Genomic DNA, 16297 nt, shown 5'->3' on the forward strand with positions numbered 1-16297 from the left:
ACTGCAGGAGTCCCGATGTTCTCGAAGGTGCTGGTCGCCAACCGTGGCGAGATCGCGATCCGTGCGTTCCGCGCGGCGTACGAGCTGGGGGCGGCGACGGTCGCCGTGTTCCCCCATGAGGACCGGGGCTCCGAGCACCGGCTGAAGGCCGACGAGGCCTACGAGATCGGCGAGCGCGGCCACCCGGTGCGCTCGTACCTCGACCCCGAGGCGATCGTCGCGGCCGCCGTCGCATGCGGCGCCGACGCGATCTACCCGGGCTACGGCTTCTTGTCGGAGAACCCGGCGCTCGCCGAGGCGTGTACGGCGGCCGGGATCACCTTCGTCGGACCGTCGGCCGAGGTGCTGACCCTGACCGGCAACAAGGCCCGCGCGATCGCGGCGGCCAAGGCGGCCGGTGTGCCGACCCTGTCGTCGGTCGAGCCGTCGACCGATGTCGATGCGCTGATCGCGGCGGCCGAGGCGATCCCGGCGCCGCTGTTCGTCAAGGCCGTCGCCGGCGGCGGCGGGCGCGGCATGCGCCGGGTCGACGACCGTGCTCAGCTGCGCGAGGCGATCGAGACCTGCATGCGCGAGGCCGACGGCGCGTTCGGCGACCCGACCGTGTTCATCGAGCAGGCGGTGGTCGACCCGCGCCACATCGAGGTGCAGATCCTCGCCGACGGCGTGGGCAACGTGATCCACCTGTTCGAGCGGGACTGCTCGGTGCAGCGACGCCATCAGAAGGTCGTCGAGATCGCCCCGGCGCCCGGGCTGGCCCCGGAGCTGCGGGAGCGGATGTGCGCCGACGCGGTGCGCTTCGCCCGTGAGATCGGCTACTCGTGCGCCGGCACGGTCGAGTTCCTGCTCGACCCGGCCGGGAACTACGTGTTCATCGAGATGAACCCGCGGATCCAGGTCGAGCACACGGTGACCGAGGAGGTCACCGACGTCGACCTGGTCCAGGCCCAGCTGCGGATCGCGTCGGGCGAGACCCTCGCCGACCTCAGGCTCTCCCAGGACACCGTGCGGCTGCGCGGCGCCGCGCTGCAGTGCCGGATCACGACCGAGGACCCCGCCAACGGGTTCCGCCCCGACACCGGCACCATCACGGCGTACCGCTCGCCGGGCGGCGCGGGCGTGCGGATCGACGGCGGCACCACCTTCACCGGCGCCGAGGTCAGCCCGCACTTCGACTCCATGCTGGCCAAGCTGACCTGTCGTGGCCGGACCTTCGAGGACGCCGTCGCCCGGGCCCGACGCGCGGTCGCCGAATTCCGGATCCGCGGCGTGGCCACGAACATCCCGTTCCTGCAGGCGCTGCTCGACGACCCGGACTTCTCGAACGCCGCGACCGGCGCGGTCACCACCTCGTTCATCGAGACCCACCCGCAGCTGCTCACCGCCCGCGCGTCGGGCGACCGCGGCACCCGGCTGCTGACCTACCTGGCCGACGTCACGGTCAACCAGCCGCACGGCGCCGTCCCCGTCTCGGTCGCACCGGTGGCGAAGCTGCCTGCCCTCGACCTCGCGGCGAGCCCGCCGGACGGGTCGCGGCAGCGGCTGCTCGCCGTCGGACCTTCGGCCTTCGCGGCCGAGCTGCGCTCCCGGCCGGGCGTCGCGGTCACCGACACCACCTTCCGCGACGCCCACCAGTCGCTGCTCGCCACCCGGGTGCGCACCCACGACCTGGTGGGCGTGGCCGGGCACGTCGCGCGGATGACGCCCGAGCTGTGGTCCCTGGAGTGCTGGGGCGGGGCGACGTACGACGTCGCGCTGCGCTTCCTCTCCGAGGACCCGTGGGACCGGCTGGCCAAGCTCCGCGAGGCCGTGCCGAACATCTGCCTGCAGATGCTGCTGCGCGGGCGCAACACGGTCGGCTACACGCCGCACCCGACCGCGGTCACCGACGCCTTCGTCGAGGAGGCCGCCGCCACCGGCATCGACGTGTTCCGGATCTTCGACGCCCTCAACGACGTCGAGCAGATGCGGCCCGCGATCGAGGCGGTCCGCGCCACCGGCAGCTCCGTCGCCGAGGTCGCGCTCTGCTACACCGGCGACCTGTCCTCGCCGGACGAGGACCTCTACACCCTCGACTACTACCTGCGGCTGGCCGAACGGATCGTCCAGGCCGGCGCGCACGTGCTGGCGATCAAGGACATGGCCGGACTGCTCCGCGCACCCGCCGCGACCACCTTGGTGACCGCGCTGCGCGAGCGCTTCGACCTGCCGGTGCATCTGCACACCCACGACACCGCCGGCGGCCAGCTCGCCACCCTCACCGCCGCCATCGCGGCCGGCGTGGACGCGGTCGACGCCGCCACCGCCTCCATGGCCGGCACCACCTCCCAGCCCCCGCTGTCCTCCCTGGTCGCGGCCACCGACCACTCGGACCGCTCCACCGGTCTGTCGCTGACCGCCGTCAACGCGCTGGAGCCCTACTGGGAGGCGGTCCGCCGCCTCTACGCGCCCTTCGAGTCCGGCCTGCCCGCCCCGACCGGGCGGGTCTACCGCCACGAGATCCCCGGCGGCCAGCTCTCCAACCTGCGCCAGCAGGCCATCGCCCTCGGCCTCGGCGAGCGGTTCGAGCAGGTCGAGGACATGTACGCCGCCGCCAACGACATCCTCGGCCGCGTCCCCAAGGTCACCCCCTCCTCCAAGGTGATCGGCGACCTGGCCCTCGCGCTCGTCGCCAACTCCATCACCACAAGCGCCGACCCGGCGCAAACTGCACAGGCATTCGCGACCGACCCGTCGTCGTACGACATCCCGGCCTCGGTCATCGGCTTCCTCCACGGCGAGCTCGGCGACCCCCCGGGCGGCTGGCCCGAGCCGTTCCGCGCCAAGGCCATCGCCGGGCGCCCCTGGACCCCGCCGGCCTCGGAGCTCTCGGCCGAGGACGAGGCCGGCCTGGACCCCGCATCAGGCGACCGGCGCGGCACCCTGAACCGGCTGCTGTTCCCCGGACCGACCCGGGAGTACGCCGAGGCCCGGGCCCGCTGGGGCGACCTGTCCGTCGTACCCACGACGGAGTTCCTCTACGGACTCCAGCCCGAGACCGAGCACGCCGTCGACATCGACGAGGGCAAGCGCGTCCTCGTCGAGCTCGAGGCGATCAGCGAGCCTGACGAGCGCGGCTACCGCACGGTCCTGGCCCGCCTCAACGGCCAGATCCGCCCCATCTCCATCCGTGACCGCTCGGTCTCCGCCGAGGTCGCCGCCGCCGAGAAGGCCGACCCCCACCAGCCCGGCCACGTCGCCGCGCCCTTCCAAGGCGTCGTCACCGTCACCGTCGCCGAAGGCGACGAGGTCGCCGCCGGCGACACCGTCGCCACCATCGAGGCGATGAAGATGGAGGCCGCGATCACCACACCCGTCGCCGGCGTGGTCAAGCGGCTCGCCATCCGCGGCACACACCCCGTCGACGGGGGTGACCTGGTCCTCGAGCTGGGGTGAGCAGGCGCAAAGCAACGCGATGATCCCGCCGACCCGGGTCGGCAGCTATGCGATGGCAGCTTGTGCCGGGTCGGCGTTGAGCGCGGCCAGTCGGCGGACCTGCTCGACCCGCTCGGCGGGCTCGCTCGCCACCGGGTTGAGCAACAGGGTGCGGACGCCGGCCTCGTCGAACTCGCGCAGCTGGCGGCGCATGGAGTCCTCCTCGCCCATCAGAGTGACCGCCTCGACCAGGTCAGCCGGCACGACGGCCGCGGCCTCCGCCTTCTGGCCGGACAGGTACAGGTCCTGGATCTCCTTGGCCTCGGCCTCGTAGCCGTAGCGGCAGGCCAGCTGGTTGTAGAAGTTCTTCTCGCGCGCGCCCATCCCGCCGATGTAGAGGGCGAGCTGGTCACGCACCTTCTGCACCTCGGCGTCGCTGGGCTCGCCGAGCACGAAGTTCACCTGGAGCTGGATGTCCAGCTCGCCCAATGCCGGGTCGCGGCGGGAGAGGCCGTCGGCCAGGGCGTCACCCCAGGCGAGCCGGGCCTTGCGGGGGTGGAAGAAGAGCGGCTGCCAGCCCTGGGCGATCTCGGCGACCAGGGCGACGTTCTTCTCTCCCAGCGCGGCGATGGCGATGGGGATGTCGCTGCGGACCGGGTGGTTGATGATCTTGAGCGGCTTGCCGAGGCCGGTGCCGCCGTCGTCCTTGGTGAGCGGGACGGTGTAGTGCCTGCCGCGGTGCTCGACCGGCTCGCGACGCCAGACCTGCCGGCAGATCTCGACGACCTCGCGGGTGCGGCCCAGCGGGGCGTCGTACTTCACGCCGTGGAAGCCCTCGACCACCTGGGGCCCGCTGGCACCGATGCCGAGGGTGAACCGGCCGCCGGACACGTAGTCGAGGCCGGCAGCGGTCATCGCCAGCAGCGACGGCGTCCGGGAGTAGATCTGCAGGATGCCCGAGAGCAGCTCGAGCCGCTGGGTCCGCGCGGCGATGTAGCCGAGCTGGCTGACGCCGTCGAAGGAGTACGCCTCGGGCACGGCGACCATCTCCAGGCCCGCCTGCTCGTAGGCCTGCAGCAGCTCCACGGACTCGCCGAACCCGCCGGCGTAGTCCATGACCATGCCCAGGCGGATGCTCATCGCGGTGCCATCCGGATCGCGCCGTCGAGACGGATGGTCTCGCCGTTGAGCATCGGGTTCTCGACGACGTGGGCGGCGAGGGCGCCGTACTCCTTCGGGTCGCCGAGGCGCGAGGGGTGCGGGACCTGCTGGCCCAGGCTGGTGCGGGCGGCCTCGGGCAGCGAGGCCAGCAGCGGGGTGTCGAACAGGCCGGGGGCGATGGTGACGACGCGGATCCCGATGGTCGACAGGTCGCGCGCGATCGGGAGGGTCATCCCGACCACGCCGCCCTTGGAGGCGGAGTACGCCGCCTGGCCGACCTGGCCGTCGAAGGCGGCGACCGAGGCGGTGTTGACGATGACGCCGCGCTCCTCGCCGAGCAGGTCGAGTCCGGCCATGTGGGCGGCGGTGAGGCGGATGACGTTGAACGTGCCGAGCAGGTTGATCTCGATGATCCGCTGGAACTTGTCGAAGGGGTACGGCGTGTTGTCGCGTCCCACGGTCTTGATCGCGTCGCCCGTGCCCGCGCAGTTGACGACCACGCGCAGCTCCCCGAGCTCGGCGGCCGCGGCGATGGCGGCGTTGACGTCGTCCTCGCTGCGTACGTCGGCCGGCACGAAGCGTACGGCGTCGCCGAGCTCCTTCGCGGCGACCTCGCCGGCGCCGCCGGGCAGGTCGAGGATGACGGCCTTGCCGCCCTTGGCGAGGAGGGCCTCGACGGTGGCGCGGCCGAGGCCGGAGGCGCCGCCGGTGACGAGGGCGACGGTGTCGGAGATCTGCATGGTTCTTCCTTCTCTCAGATGCGTTCGATGATGGTGGCGTTGGCCATGCCGGCGGCCTCGCACATGGTCTGCAGGCCGTAGCGGCCGCCCGTCGCCTCCAGGTGGGTGACCAGGGTGGAGAGCAGGCGGGTGCCGGAGGCGCCGAGCGCGTGGCCGAGCGCGATGGCGCCGCCGCGCGGGTTGAGCCGGGCCGGGTCGGCGCCGAGGTCGTGGGCCCACGCGAGCGGCACCGGCGCGAACGCCTCGTTGACCTCGTAGGCGTCGATGTCGTCGATGCCGAGGCCGGCGCGGCGCAGGGCCTGTTGGGTGGCGGGGATCGGCGCGGTCAGCATGAGGACCGGGTCGTCGCCGGTGACGGCGTACGACACGAAGCGGGCGCGCGGGGTGAGGCCGAGCTTGGCTGCGGCCTCCTCGCTCATGATGAGGACGGCGGATGCGCCGTCGGTCAGCGGCGAGGAGTTGCCGGGGGTGATCTTCCAGTCGATCTCCGGGAAGCGCGCGGCCATCGCCTCGTCCTGGAACGCCGGGCGCAGTCCGGCCAGGCCCTCGACGGTGGTCGCGGCGCGCACGGTCTCGTCGACCCGGTGCTCGAGCGTCGCGCCGTCGGCGCCGGTCACGGTGATCGGGACGATCTCGGGGTCGAAGAAGCCGGCCGCGGCGGCCTCGGCCGCGCGGCGGTGGGACTCGGCGGAGTAGGCGTCGAGGGCATCGCGGTCCAGCTTCCAGCGCGCGGCGACCAGCTCTGCGGAGATGCCCTGGTTGACCAGGCCCTCGGGGTAGCGCGCGGCGACCTCGGGACCGTAGGGGTCCTTGCCCATCGGGGTGGTGCCCATCGGCACCCGGCTCATCGACTCGACGCCGGCGGCGATCACGACGTCGTACGCACCGGCGGCGACGCCCTGCGCGGCGAAGTGGACGGCCTGCTGGCTGGAGCCGCACTGCCGGTCGAGGGTGGTGCCCGGGACGCTCTCGGGGAAGCCGGCGCCGAGGACGGCGTTGCGCGCGATGTTGAGCGCCTGTTCGCTGGCCTGGAAGACGCAGCCGGTGATGACGTCGTCGACCAGCGCGGGGTCGAGGTCGTTGCGCTCGACGAGTGCGGTGAGCACGTGGACGAGCAGTGAGGTCGGGTGGGTGCCGGACAGGGCGCCGCCGGGCTTGCCCTTGCCGGACGCGAGACGGACGACGTCGACGATGACGGGGGTGGGCATCGGAACCTCCAGGGCCGGATGACTAACCAGTCAGTGCTGACTGGTTCATCGGAGGGTAGCCTCCGACTCCACCGGTTGTCACTGGTGGGTCCCGGAATGAGAGGCAGATCGCGTGGCCCGCGCCGTCCAGAGCCGCACCATCGACGTCCAGCGGCGCATCCTCGACGCCGCCGTCGACGTGATGCTCGAGCACGGCTACAGCGGCGCCTCGACGCTGCGGATCCAAGAGCGCGCCGACGTCTCCCGCGGCCGGCTGCTGCACCACTTCCCGTCCCGCGACACCCTGCTCATCGCCGCGACCCACCACCTCGCCAAGGCCCGCATCGGCGAGCTGCCGTCGGGCCACAGCTGGCCCGCCGACCACGGCGAGCGGATCGACGCCGTCGTCGAGACCATGGCCGGCACCTTCACCCAGGGCTACTTCTGGGCCGCCACCGAGCTCTGGGTCGCCGCCCGCACCCATCCCTCCCTCCGCGACGCCCTCCTCGACGGCGAGCGCGAGATCGCCCGGGCGATCCGAGTCGCGATGGACGAGTTCTTCGGACCCGAGCTCACCGCCCGCGAGGGCTACGACGACCTGCGCGAGGTGATCTTCACCAGCCTGCGCGGGATGGCGCTCACGACGACCTTCGATCCGCGCGAGGAGCCGACCCAGCGCCACGTCGAGCGGCTCAAGCGGCTGGCGCGCGCGCTCCTGCTTTGAGGACGCGGGTCGGTCAGCCGCCCTGGGGGAACGCTGATCAATCCCGCCGACTGCGGGCCTCGAGCGCGGCCCGCTCGGCGACGTTGCCGCTCAGCTCGATCGCCCGTCGGTGCGCCGCGGCAGCGGCCTCGGCCTCACCGGCCCGGGCGAGCAGCTCGGCCCGGGTGGCGTGCCACGGCTGGTACCGCTCCAGCCGCTCGTCGACCTCGAGGGTCGCGAGGAGGGCCAGGCCGACGTGGGGGCCGTCGGCCATGCCCAGTGCGGCGGCGCGGTTGATGGTGACGACCGGCGACGGCGCCAGTCGGGACAGCTCGCCGTACAGGGCGGCGATCTGGGACCAGTCCGTGGCGTCCCAGTGCGGCGCCTCGGCGTGCAGCGCGGCGATCGCGGCCTGGACCTGGAAGGGGCCTGGAGAGCGCAGGGCGAGCGCGCGGCCGAGGACCGTCGTACCCTCGGCGACCTGGGCCCGGTCCCAACGGCCACGGTCCTGGTCCGCCAACGACACGGGGACTCCGGCGGCGCCGGTCCGGGCCGGCCTGCGGGCATCGGTCAGCAACAGCTGCGCGAGGAGACCGAGCACCTCGGCATCCTTCGGGAGCAGCTCGGCGACCAGGCGGCCGAGCCGGATCGCCTCGCGGCACAGGTCGGCCCGCACCAGGTCCGCGCCCGAGGTGGCGACATGGCCCTCGTTGTAGATCAGGTGGATGACGTGCAGCACACCGTGGACGCGCCCGGGGAGCTCCGAGGCGGGCGGCACCCGGTAGGGGATCCGCGCGTTCTTGATCTTCCGCTTGGCCCGGACCAGGCGCTGGTACATCGTCGACTCGGTAGTGAGCAGGGCGCGCGCGACCTCGGCCACCTCCAGCCCGCCGACGACCCGCAAGGTGAGCGCGACCCGGGCATCCAGCGAGAGCGCGGGATGGCAGCAGGTAAACAGCAGCCGCAGCCGGTCGTCGGCCACGCCGCTGCGGTCGGGCGGCTCCGGCTCGGTCGGTCCGTCGTCGCGCATCAGGGTCTCCAGCCGCTCGAGCGCGGCCGACCTGGTCGCCTCGCGGCGCAGCCGGTCGACGGCCCGGCGCCGCGCGACCGTCGTGAGCCAGGCGCCCGGCCGGACCGGCACGCCACGGTCCGGCCACTGCGCCACCGCCGCGGCGAACGCGTCGGCCGCCGCCTCCTCGGCCAGCCCGACGTCACCGCCGAGCTGGCCGGCGAGCGTCGCGAGGAGTGCGGTCCACTCCTCGCGATACGCCCGCTCGACCGCCCCGACGGCCTCGCTCACCCGTCCTGCTCGTGACTGGACAGCGGCCGGACCTCGACCGAGCCGTACGTCGCGTTCGGCATCCGCTTGGCCCAGGCCAGCGCGGCGTCGAGGTCGGCGACGTCGATGACGATGTAGCCGAAGAACGCCTCCTTGGTCTCCGCGAACGGGCCGTCGGTGATCAGCGTCTCGTCGTCACGGACCCGCACGGTCGTGGCCGTCGCCTCCGCGTCGAGGCCGTGGGCGGCGATCATCTCGCCCGCCTGGCCGAGCTCGCCCATCACCTCGCCCCACGCGGCCATCTCGGCGTCGAACTCGGGCGTACCCTCGGCCGGGCCGGCGTCGGGCAGGTGACGGAGCAGCAGCATGTACTTCATGGAAGCCTCCTGGGCATCGGCGGGAACCGTGTCGTCCCCTCATCCTGACGTCGCGGCCCTGAGCCGGATTCGACACCCTCCCCGAGAAAAGTTCGAAGAGACTTTCCGGACAGTCCCGCACGGCCCCCTTGACCCAACCGATCATCGTTGGATAATTGGCCCTCCCGCTCGCGAGACCAGGAGGATCCGTGCCCGGAACCCCACTGCCCCCGGAGACCGTCGTCGAGCGCTTCCTCGAGGAGTCCAGCGGCTCGATGGACGACCACATCGAGGCCTGCCTGCAGTGGGTGCATCCCGACGCGTACTTCGCCACCGGAGGGTTCGACCCGCCCCGGATCCCGAACCGCGACGTGCTCGTCGGCGACCTGGAGAAGGCCAAGCACAAGCTGCACGGCTTCAAGTACGAGATCCTCACCATCGCCTCCGTCGGCGATCGCGTCCTCACCGAGCGGTTCGACAACATCGTCGGTCTCGACGGCGAGATCGCGCACGAGTACAAGGTGATGGGTATCGCCCGCGTCGTCGACGGCCGGATCGCCTGGTGGCGCGACTACTTCTACAACACCGCCGAGTTCCAGAAGTACCTCCCCGAGCCGCACGTCGCCACCGAGCCGCCGGTGATGTCCCAGCGCCTGCGCTCCGGGGACTGACGGGACTCGGTCAGACGACGACGCGCACCGACAGCGGGTCGAAGGGCTCGCCCGCGGCGTAGACGTCGTTGAAGAGCGGCACGCCCTCGGGCCGCAGCGCGCTCGGCATCGGCGCGAAGAGCCGAGCGCCGAGATGCTCGGCCCAGTCGCGCACCTCGACGTCGAGGAGGTCGAGGCGGCGGTCCATCGCCGGGTGGCTGTCCGGGTCGACGACGCTCAACGTCGCCGCATCTGCTCGTAGGGTCAGCCACGGCTGGGCGACCATCACGAACATCGTCCCGTGGTGACCGGCGAACCGGACGTCGCCGGCGAACCTGATCGTCCCCTCCCCCGTCGCCGGGTCGAACTCGTCGACCGAGTCCGTCGGGAAGAGCAGTCGCTGACGGGCGTCGACGACAGCGCCGCCCGTCGCCGACATGCGCGCGTCGGGGAGCCGTCCGAGATAGGCCAGGAAGCTCTCCTTGAGGCCCCACATCAGTCCCTCGGGGACGCTCTCGGTCACGACCGCTCCAGATGAGCCCGCACCTGCGCTCCGTCGGCCGAGACCCAGCCCCGAGACGCGGCGTAGGCGATCATGCCGGCGTACCCCTCGTGCCAGGTCCGGTCGCGACCGGCACCGGCCCGCTCGCGCAGCGCGGCGACGTCGAGCCAGACATGGTCGCCCTCGTCCTCGACGGGCTCGTGCCCGAGTCCCACCTCGGCCACGAGCCGGCGGGTCGCCGCGGCATCGCTGTCGGTGCGCACCGAGAGCGCGGTCAGGGTCTCGGGGTCCGCCACGGCAACCGCCCCGTCGGCGATGATCAGCTCCACGTCACTCCTCCAGGATCACAGGTCGGCGAGCGCCCGGTCGGCGATCTCGGCGAGCCGGGCGGCCGCCTCCACGTCGAGAGCGTACGACGCCACACCGCCCGAGTAGCCGCGCGGGCAAGGACGCGTTCTTGGGAACGATAGAAAGCGGGTTTGCCCAGCCTCCGACTCCGTGCCCTGGAACTCGCGGGAACCTTGCCTTATTCGTGAATCCCAAGCCGCGCATCTTTCCGAGCAGCCCACCTGCGGCACGGAGGAGCGCTCCGCCTACCAATGACCAAGCCGCGTCCTGTCCGGCCCGCCATGCACCCTCCCAGGAGCCGTCCGCCCAACCCTTTTCCGTGACGATGACGTCCTCGCGCTCGATGCAGCTGTCAAGCTTTTCGAGACATGCGAAACCATTGCGGAGATTGAATATCTGCCAGTCTAAGGCACCTTCCTCATCATCAATGAGGTCGAGAATGACAGACTTCTCCATGTTCTTTCCTTGCGAATAGAAATCCCACGCTTGAATCTGATAGATCATGCGCTCGACTTCCAGTTCTCCCTCGCTCCTCGCCGGCGCGGGAGGGGGCGAAGCAGCCTTGATGTTGGTGAAGTGACCCTTGGCATCGACGTCGAAGGAGCATTCCTCGCCATTGCACGCCGGCCGGTGTCCGTCGGAATCGGTCATGTTGACCGGGTTGCCGTTGACGTAGGTGTAGGTGTTGGCGGTGAGTGGGTCGGTGCCGATGGAGAGGTCGGTCGAGGGGGGAGGAAACGCGGTAGGTGTCGGGGGTGGTGAAGGCTCCGGTGTCGGGGTCGTAGGTGCGGGTCCCCATCTGGTAGGTGCCGGTGGAGCCGTCTCGGACCAGTCCGCGCGGTACCAGACGGCGTTGCCGGTGGTGGTTCTGGCTGCCGTTCTTGCAGATCTTGTTCGCGTTGGTCCCGGTCCCGGGCTGGTAGGGGTTGCCGTAGCCGGTGTAGGCGACTCCGCAGGCGAGGGCTCAGGTGCCGCTGGTGAGTTTGGTGGTGATGGCGGTGATGTTGCCGTGGCCGTCGGTGTCGAGGAACGCCTTTCCGGTGGGGGCGTTGCCTGTGGCGCCGGGGGTCTGGTCGTAGCCGATGGCGGTGCCGTCGGCGTCGAGCTGGTAGAGGAGGTTGGGTTTGGTGTGGGTGCCGTTGAGGGCGTCGACCTGTCCGACGAGGGTGGGGGTGAGGCCGTTGTAGATGTTGCGGTGGTGGCGTTCGCGCCCGCCGGAGTAGCACCGGTGACGGTGATCGCGCGCTGGCGGTCGAGACCGTCGTAGGTGTAGGTCGTGGTCCGGTTGTCGCTACCGCAGGCCGGGAGTCTGCCTGTCTTGGGGGCGACCTTCTTGACGCGGTCGAACACGTCGTAGGTGTTGTCGACGCAGCCGTCGGACTCGAGGAGTCCGTCGTTGTTTGTAGGTGTAGTCGAACAGGTCGGGGTCGGTCCCCGAGACCGCCGGCGCGGGTCCGTTGTGGGTGTCGATGGAGTTGTCGGCTCGGTAGGTCCAGTTGGTGACCTGTGGGGTGCCGCCGGCTGAGAGGGTCGAGGTCTCCTTGGTCTTGTTGTGGTTGCGGTCGTATTCCCATTCGATCTTCGTGAGGTCGCCGAACCCGGTGGTCCACGACTTCAGCTGCTCAGCGGGCGTGTACTCATATTCCGAGGTGTAGGTGCCGGTTGATCCGGCGACGGCACCGGACACCTCTTGCTTGGTGATGTTGCGGTTGTTGTCGTAGGTGTAGGTGTAGTCGGCGATGGTGGTACCGGTGCCGGTGTCTTCGGTGGTCTTGGCGCGGGCCAGGGCGTTGTTGGGGTGCCAGGCCCACTGGTTGAGGTGGGTGCCGCTGCCGTTGGGGGTAGCCGCGTCGGTGAGTCGACCGGCGGTGTCGTAGGCGTAGTTCGTGATGGTGGGGGTTGTCGTGGTGCCGAGCACCCCGGATCTGACACGCTCCGCGCTTCTCGGACAGTTGGCCCCAAGATAGAATTCTTGGGATTGACTGAAAGGCAATATTCCGTTGGCTGCGAAGAAGTATTCTCAGGAGTTCAAGGACGCGTGTGTCCAGGAAGTGATCAGGACTTCACAGCCGATCGCTGTGGTGGCCCGCGAGAACGGGGTTGTCGAGCAGACGCTGCGTAACTGGGTGAACGCGTACAAGAAGGCGCATCCAGTTCCGGAGGCGGAGTTGTCGGTTTCGGAGCGTGCCCGTTTGAAGGCGCTCGAGGCCGAGGTGCGTGAGTTGCGCGCTGAGAACGAGTTCTTGGGAAAAGCAACGGCCTTCTTCGCGAAGAAGCACCGGTGAGCGTGAAGTACGCGTTCATCGAATCCGAAGAGGGCAACTATCCGCTGATCTCGATGTGCCGCTGGGCGGGTGTGTCCCGATCGGGGTACCACTCGTGGAAGACCAGGCCGCCGTCGGCGCGGGCGGTGCGAAGGGCCGAGCTTGCCGTGCTGGTCCGGTTCTCGTTCACCGAGTCTGATGAGACCTACGGCTACCGACGGGTCCATGCCGACCTGCTGCGGTGGGGTCACGACGTTGATGACGAGACAGTCCGTTCGATCATGCGCGAGCTCGGTCTGGTGGCCTGCCAGCCCCGTCCATGGCGTCCGGTCACGACGATTGCCGGCGACGCCGGCGAGACTCCCGACCTCGTCCGACGCGACTTCACCGCTGCGGCGCCAGCTTCCAAGCTCGTCGGCGACATCACCTACATCCGCACCTGGCAGGGATGGTTGTACCTGGCGACCGTGCTGGACTGCTTCACCAAGAAGGTCGTGGGCTACGCGATGGCCGACCACATGCGCACCGAGTTGGTCACCGCCGCGTTGGATATGGCTGCACGCAATGGTCATATCCGTCCCGGAATTACCATCATGCACACCGATCGCGGCACTCAATACACGTCGGACGAATACGCGAAACACGCCACACGGCTCGGGATATTGCGGTCCGTTGGGCGCACCGGGATCTGTTATGACAATGCTTGGGCGGAATCGTTCAACTCGACCCTGAAGAACGAGCGAGTTCACCGGACCTCGTACCCCACTCGCGATGCTGCTCGGTTTGACATTACCCGCTATATCGAACTACGGTATAACGCCAGAAGGCTTCACTCTGCGGTCGGTTACCGCACCCCGAACGAGGTCGAAGAAGCTTGGTACGCAGCGCATAGCGCCGCGTAATCAACCACCGAAATTCACTGTCCGAATTTCGCGGGGCGGCTCACTCCCATGGACCACACGAGTCCGGCTTGGTTGTAGGCGTAGCTGGTGGTCTTCTTCTTCGCTGCGCCGGTGGGGCCGTTGGTGCCGGTCTGGTCGGTGCGGACGGTGACGTTGCCGCCGGCGTCGTAGGCGTAGCTGTTGGTGTTGCCGCCGCCAGCGGCGTCGCCGGTACCGGGGCCGGACTCCTCGACGGTGCGGGTCTTGCCGTCGAGGTAGTAGCCGACATCGATGATGATGTCGCTGATCGGGTCGCTGATCTGGACGGGTCCGCCGTGCTGGGCGTAGGTGGTGGTGATCTTGCGTGAGGTGCCGTCCTCGCGGCCGATCTGCTTCCAGACTCGACCGTTGGGGCCGTAGTCGACCTTCATCGATCCACCGGTGTGCCAGGCGCCGCCCGGGCCGTCGTTGGTCGGCACGCAGTCGGCGACGGTCCCCGAGGAGCAGCGTGCGGTCTCGGTGTTCGACTTCAGCCCGGCCCGGTTGTAGGTGTACCAAACCGAGCGGTACGCGGTGACCGCACCGCCGAGCCCGAAGCGGCCATGGCCAAGGCCTACGCCACCCGCCTCGCCAACGACCTGGTCCGCGAGGCGATCCAGATCCACGGCGCCGTCGGGTTCGCCCGCCGGGTCGGCGAGACCGGCGAGTCAGTCCGCCTGGAGGAGATGTACCGCGACGCCAAGATCCTCGAGATCTTCGAGGGCGCCAACGAGCTCCAGCAGTGGATCGTGGCCCGGCTCCTGATCGGGCGCGCCATCACCGGCTGACGCCGTCGCCAGCGCGGCGGTAGGCCCGGAAGCCGGCCAGCACCTCGTAGTCGTCGACGGCGTCGCGACCGGCGACCTGCTCCAGGGGATGGCCCTGGATCAGTCGCTTGACCGGGATCTCGAGCTTCTTGCCGGTCCGGGTGTGCGGGATCGCCGGCACGGCGATCACGTCGTCGGGCACGTGTCGGGGCGAGGCGCCCGTGCGGATCGCGGCCTTGACGGAGGCGGCGAGCTCGTCGGTGAGCTCGACGCCGTCGGCCAGGACCACGAAGAGCACGAGCCAGTAGCCGCCGTCGCCGAGCTCGGCGCCGACGACCAGGGACTCGCGGACCTCGGGCACCTGGTCGACGACCGCGTAGATGTCCGCGCTGCCCAGCCGTACGCCGTGCCGGTTGAGGGTGGAGTCGGAGCGCCCGGACACGACGACGCTGCCCCGCGGCGTGAGCGTCATCCAGTCCCCGTGGCGCCACACGCCGGGGTAGGTGGCGAAGTAGGCGTCGCGGTAGCGCTCCCCGTCGGGATCGTCCCAGAAGCGGACCGGCATCGACGGCATCGGCCGGGTGACGACCAGCTCGCCGACCTCGTCGACGACCGCCCGGCCCTCGGCGTCCCGGGCCTCGAGCGCGACGCCGAGGGCAGGCGCCGAGATCTCGCCCGGCCACACCGGGGTCGTGGGCGCGCTGCCGGCGAAGCCACCGACGACGTCGGTGCCGCCCGTGGTCGAGGCCAGCTGGACGCCGGGACCGATCCGCTCCGCGACCCAGTGGTACGACGTGGCGGTCACCGGCGCGCCCGTGGCGCCGACCGTGCGCAGCCGCGAGAGGTCGAGGTCGCGGCCCGGGTGGAGGTCGGCCTGCGCGCTGCCGAGCAGGTAGCCGGGACTCACGCCGAGGAAGGCGACCCCCTCGTCCGCGGCGATCTCCCACAGCCGGCCGGGGCCGGGATGGGTGGGGCTGCCGTCGTACATGATGACGGGGGCGGCGACCAGCAGACCGGACGCCACGACGTTCCACATCATCCAGTTGGTCGTGGTGTACCAGAACAGCGGCCGCCGTGGCCCGACGTCGAGATGGAGGCCGAGCATCTTGAGGTGCTCCAGCAGCACGCCGCCGTGGCCATGCACGATGCCCTTGGGCAGACCGGTGGTTCCCGACGAGAAGAGCACCCACAGCGGCGCGTCGAAAGCCACCCGCTCGAAGACCGGATCGGCCGGAGTGGCCACGGCGTCCGCCCAGGAGACGGCACCGTCAGGCCCGGGCAGCCCGAGGTTCGGCACGTGAACCACCGCTCGGAGCGTTGGCAGTGCCGACCGTAGCCCAGCGACCTCGTCGCGCCCGGTCGTGGGCGCGCCCGTTCCAGCGGTACCCGTCGGCGGCGACGAGCACGACCGGCTCGAGCTGGGCGAAGCGCGCGGCGGCGCCGGTGCCGGAGTAGTCCTGCGCGCACGCCGACCACACCGCGCCGATGCTCGCGACGGCCAAGAAGGCGACCAGGGTGGGCGTGGTGTTCGGCAGGTATCCGACGACACGGTCACCCGGCCCGACGCCGACCGAGCGCAGCCAGCCGGCCAGCGCGCCGACCTGGCTGCGCAGCTCGCGCCACGTCGTACGAACGACGGCGCCGTCCTCGCTGATCGAGGTGACGGCGACGGCGTCGGCCAGGGCGGGCTCCCCGCCCCCGTGGACTCCGGGGCCGACACGCCGCAGTGCGTGCTCGGCGTAGTTGAGCCGGGTCCCGGGAAACCACGACGCGCCCGGCATGCGCTCCTCGGCCAGGGCCGGCACGGGATCGCCGTCGGCCCTGACCTCGAAGAAGTCCCACACCGCCGACCAGAACCCGTCCAGGTCGTCCACCGACCAGGACCAGAGCTCCCGGTAGTCGGCGAGCGGGCGCCCGGCCCGCTCCGCGGCGAGGTCCGCGAAGCGGGTGATCGCCGCATCCGCGACCGCGGCCGGGTCCGGCTGCCAGATCGACTCCACCGTCAT

General features: G+C 70.6%; 17 protein-coding genes. 5 read left to right on the forward strand and 12 right to left on the reverse strand.

The window, feature by feature from the left end; genetic code table 11:
• The first annotated feature begins 15 nt into the window (after positions 1 to 15).
• Positions 16 to 3435, forward strand: a complete 3420-nt coding sequence (locus ACUP6Y_RS21490) for a pyruvate carboxylase (RefSeq protein WP_462552996.1) — start codon at positions 16 to 18, stop codon at positions 3433 to 3435.
• Positions 3436 to 3480: 45 nt separating this feature from the next.
• Here ACUP6Y_RS21490 and ACUP6Y_RS21495 read toward each other — a convergent pair whose 3' ends face one another.
• Genes ACUP6Y_RS21495 through ACUP6Y_RS21505 form a run of 3 tightly spaced genes read right to left on the reverse strand, consistent with a single transcriptional unit; the run spans position 3481 to position 6523 of the window.
• The gene (locus tag ACUP6Y_RS21495; protein ID WP_462552997.1) at positions 3481 to 4554 is read right to left on the reverse strand and encodes an LLM class F420-dependent oxidoreductase; all 1074 of its coding nucleotides are present in this window, start codon (positions 4552 to 4554) and stop codon (positions 3481 to 3483) included.
• A complete protein-coding gene (locus ACUP6Y_RS21500; protein ID WP_462552998.1) occupies positions 4551 to 5315 on the reverse strand; it encodes a 3-hydroxyacyl-CoA dehydrogenase in 765 nt (254 codons plus the stop codon). The genes ACUP6Y_RS21495 and ACUP6Y_RS21500 overlap by 4 nt, the downstream gene beginning before the upstream one ends.
• Positions 5316 to 5329: 14 nt before the next feature.
• Positions 5330 to 6523 (reverse strand): thiolase family protein, encoded by a 1194-nt coding sequence (locus ACUP6Y_RS21505; protein WP_462552999.1) that lies wholly within the window; start codon positions 6521 to 6523, stop codon positions 5330 to 5332.
• 112 nt (positions 6524 to 6635) lie between these two features.
• Between ACUP6Y_RS21505 and ACUP6Y_RS21510 the strand changes: the two genes are divergently transcribed.
• A complete protein-coding gene (locus tag ACUP6Y_RS21510) occupies positions 6636 to 7226 on the forward strand; it encodes a TetR/AcrR family transcriptional regulator (RefSeq protein ID WP_462553000.1) in 591 nt (196 codons plus the stop codon).
• Positions 7227 to 7263: 37 nt separating this feature from the next.
• On the opposite strand, the gene ACUP6Y_RS21515 is transcribed toward ACUP6Y_RS21510, so the two are convergent.
• Together ACUP6Y_RS21515 and ACUP6Y_RS21520 are read right to left on the reverse strand one after the other, a co-directional pair.
• Complete coding sequence (locus tag ACUP6Y_RS21515) at positions 7264 to 8505, reverse strand: RNA polymerase sigma factor (protein ID WP_462553001.1); 1242 nt, start codon at positions 8503 to 8505, stop codon at positions 7264 to 7266.
• A complete protein-coding gene (locus tag ACUP6Y_RS21520) occupies positions 8502 to 8861 on the reverse strand; it encodes a YciI family protein (protein WP_462553002.1) in 360 nt (119 codons plus the stop codon). The genes ACUP6Y_RS21515 and ACUP6Y_RS21520 overlap by 4 nt, the downstream gene beginning before the upstream one ends.
• 188 nt (positions 8862 to 9049) lie before the next feature.
• Here ACUP6Y_RS21520 and ACUP6Y_RS21525 point away from each other — a divergent pair, with 188 nt between their 5' ends.
• Positions 9050 to 9511, forward strand: coding sequence for a limonene-1,2-epoxide hydrolase family protein (locus tag ACUP6Y_RS21525; RefSeq protein WP_462553003.1), 462 nt, complete (start codon positions 9050 to 9052; stop codon positions 9509 to 9511).
• A gap of 10 nt (positions 9512 to 9521) precedes the next feature.
• Here the strand turns inward: ACUP6Y_RS21525 and ACUP6Y_RS21530 are convergent, their stop codons facing one another.
• From ACUP6Y_RS21530 to ACUP6Y_RS21545, 4 genes are all read right to left on the reverse strand, one after another.
• A complete protein-coding gene (locus tag ACUP6Y_RS21530) occupies positions 9522 to 10013 on the reverse strand; it encodes an HtaA domain-containing protein (RefSeq protein WP_462553004.1) in 492 nt (163 codons plus the stop codon).
• Positions 10010 to 10321 carry a hypothetical protein gene (locus ACUP6Y_RS21535; RefSeq protein ID WP_462553005.1) on the reverse strand — a complete coding sequence of 104 codons (312 nt, stop codon included), beginning with the start codon at positions 10319 to 10321 and terminating at the stop codon, positions 10010 to 10012. Before ACUP6Y_RS21535 ends, ACUP6Y_RS21530 begins: the two co-directional genes overlap by 4 nt.
• Position 10322: 1 nt before the next feature.
• A complete protein-coding gene (locus ACUP6Y_RS21540; RefSeq protein WP_462553006.1) occupies positions 10323 to 10991 on the reverse strand; it encodes a hypothetical protein in 669 nt (222 codons plus the stop codon).
• A 640-nt stretch (positions 10992 to 11631) separates the two neighbouring features.
• On the reverse strand, positions 11632 to 12258 hold the full coding sequence (locus tag ACUP6Y_RS21545; protein WP_462553007.1) for a hypothetical protein: 627 nt from the start codon (positions 12256 to 12258) through the stop codon (positions 11632 to 11634).
• A 76-nt stretch (positions 12259 to 12334) separates the two neighbouring features.
• Between ACUP6Y_RS21545 and ACUP6Y_RS21550 the strand changes: the two genes are divergently transcribed.
• Positions 12335 to 13506, forward strand: a protein-coding gene (locus tag ACUP6Y_RS21550) for an IS3 family transposase (RefSeq protein ID WP_462556739.1) whose coding sequence is annotated in 2 segments (ribosomal slippage) — positions 12335 to 12587 and positions 12587 to 13506 — 1173 coding nt in all. Because the reading frame shifts where the segments join, the coding sequence is not laid out codon by codon here.
• Between the two features lie 14 nt (positions 13507 to 13520).
• Here the strand turns inward: ACUP6Y_RS21550 and ACUP6Y_RS21555 are convergent.
• Positions 13521 to 13964: a hypothetical protein gene (locus ACUP6Y_RS21555; protein WP_462556838.1), complete on the reverse strand. Its 444-nt coding sequence runs from the start codon at positions 13962 to 13964 to the stop codon at positions 13521 to 13523.
• Here ACUP6Y_RS21555 and ACUP6Y_RS21560 point away from each other — a divergent pair.
• Positions 13929 to 14312 (forward strand): acyl-CoA dehydrogenase family protein, encoded by a 384-nt coding sequence (locus tag ACUP6Y_RS21560; RefSeq protein ID WP_462553008.1) that lies wholly within the window; start codon positions 13929 to 13931, stop codon positions 14310 to 14312. The genes ACUP6Y_RS21555 and ACUP6Y_RS21560 overlap by 36 nt on opposite strands.
• On the opposite strand, the gene ACUP6Y_RS21565 is transcribed toward ACUP6Y_RS21560, so the two are convergent.
• Together ACUP6Y_RS21565 and ACUP6Y_RS21570 are read right to left on the reverse strand one after the other, a co-directional pair.
• Positions 14302 to 15597 carry an acetoacetate--CoA ligase gene (locus ACUP6Y_RS21565; RefSeq protein WP_462553009.1) on the reverse strand — a complete coding sequence of 432 codons (1296 nt, stop codon included), beginning with the start codon at positions 15595 to 15597 and terminating at the stop codon, positions 14302 to 14304. The two genes, ACUP6Y_RS21560 and ACUP6Y_RS21565, sit on opposite strands and share 11 nt — an antisense overlap.
• Entirely contained in the window at positions 15560 to 16297 is a 738-nt protein-coding gene (locus tag ACUP6Y_RS21570) for an AMP-binding protein (RefSeq protein WP_462553010.1), read from the reverse strand. The genes ACUP6Y_RS21565 and ACUP6Y_RS21570 overlap by 38 nt, the downstream gene beginning before the upstream one ends.

This window comes from Nocardioides sp. S5-5 (assembly GCF_054954065.1).

Bases quoted from the DNA above. Each gene is read 5' to 3' on its own strand.
- ACUP6Y_RS21490 (WP_462552996.1), top strand. From the start codon at position 16: ATGTTCTCGAAGGTGCTGGTCGCCAACCGTGGCGAGATCGCGATCCGT.
- ACUP6Y_RS21495 (WP_462552997.1), bottom strand. From the start codon at position 4,554: ATGAGCATCCGCCTGGGCATGGTCATGGACTACGCCGGCGGGTTCGGC.
- ACUP6Y_RS21500 (WP_462552998.1), bottom strand. From the start codon at position 5,315: ATGCAGATCTCCGACACCGTCGCCCTCGTCACCGGCGGCGCCTCCGGC.
- ACUP6Y_RS21505 (WP_462552999.1), bottom strand. From the start codon at position 6,523: ATGCCCACCCCCGTCATCGTCGACGTCGTCCGTCTCGCGTCCGGCAAG.
- ACUP6Y_RS21520 (WP_462553002.1), bottom strand. From the start codon at position 8,861: ATGAAGTACATGCTGCTGCTCCGTCACCTGCCCGACGCCGGCCCGGCC.
- ACUP6Y_RS21540 (WP_462553006.1), bottom strand. From the start codon at position 10,991: ATGACCGATTCCGACGGACACCGGCCGGCGTGCAATGGCGAGGAATGC.
- ACUP6Y_RS21570 (WP_462553010.1), bottom strand. From the start codon at position 16,297: ATGACGGTGGAGTCGATCTGGCAGCCGGACCCGGCCGCGGTCGCGGAT.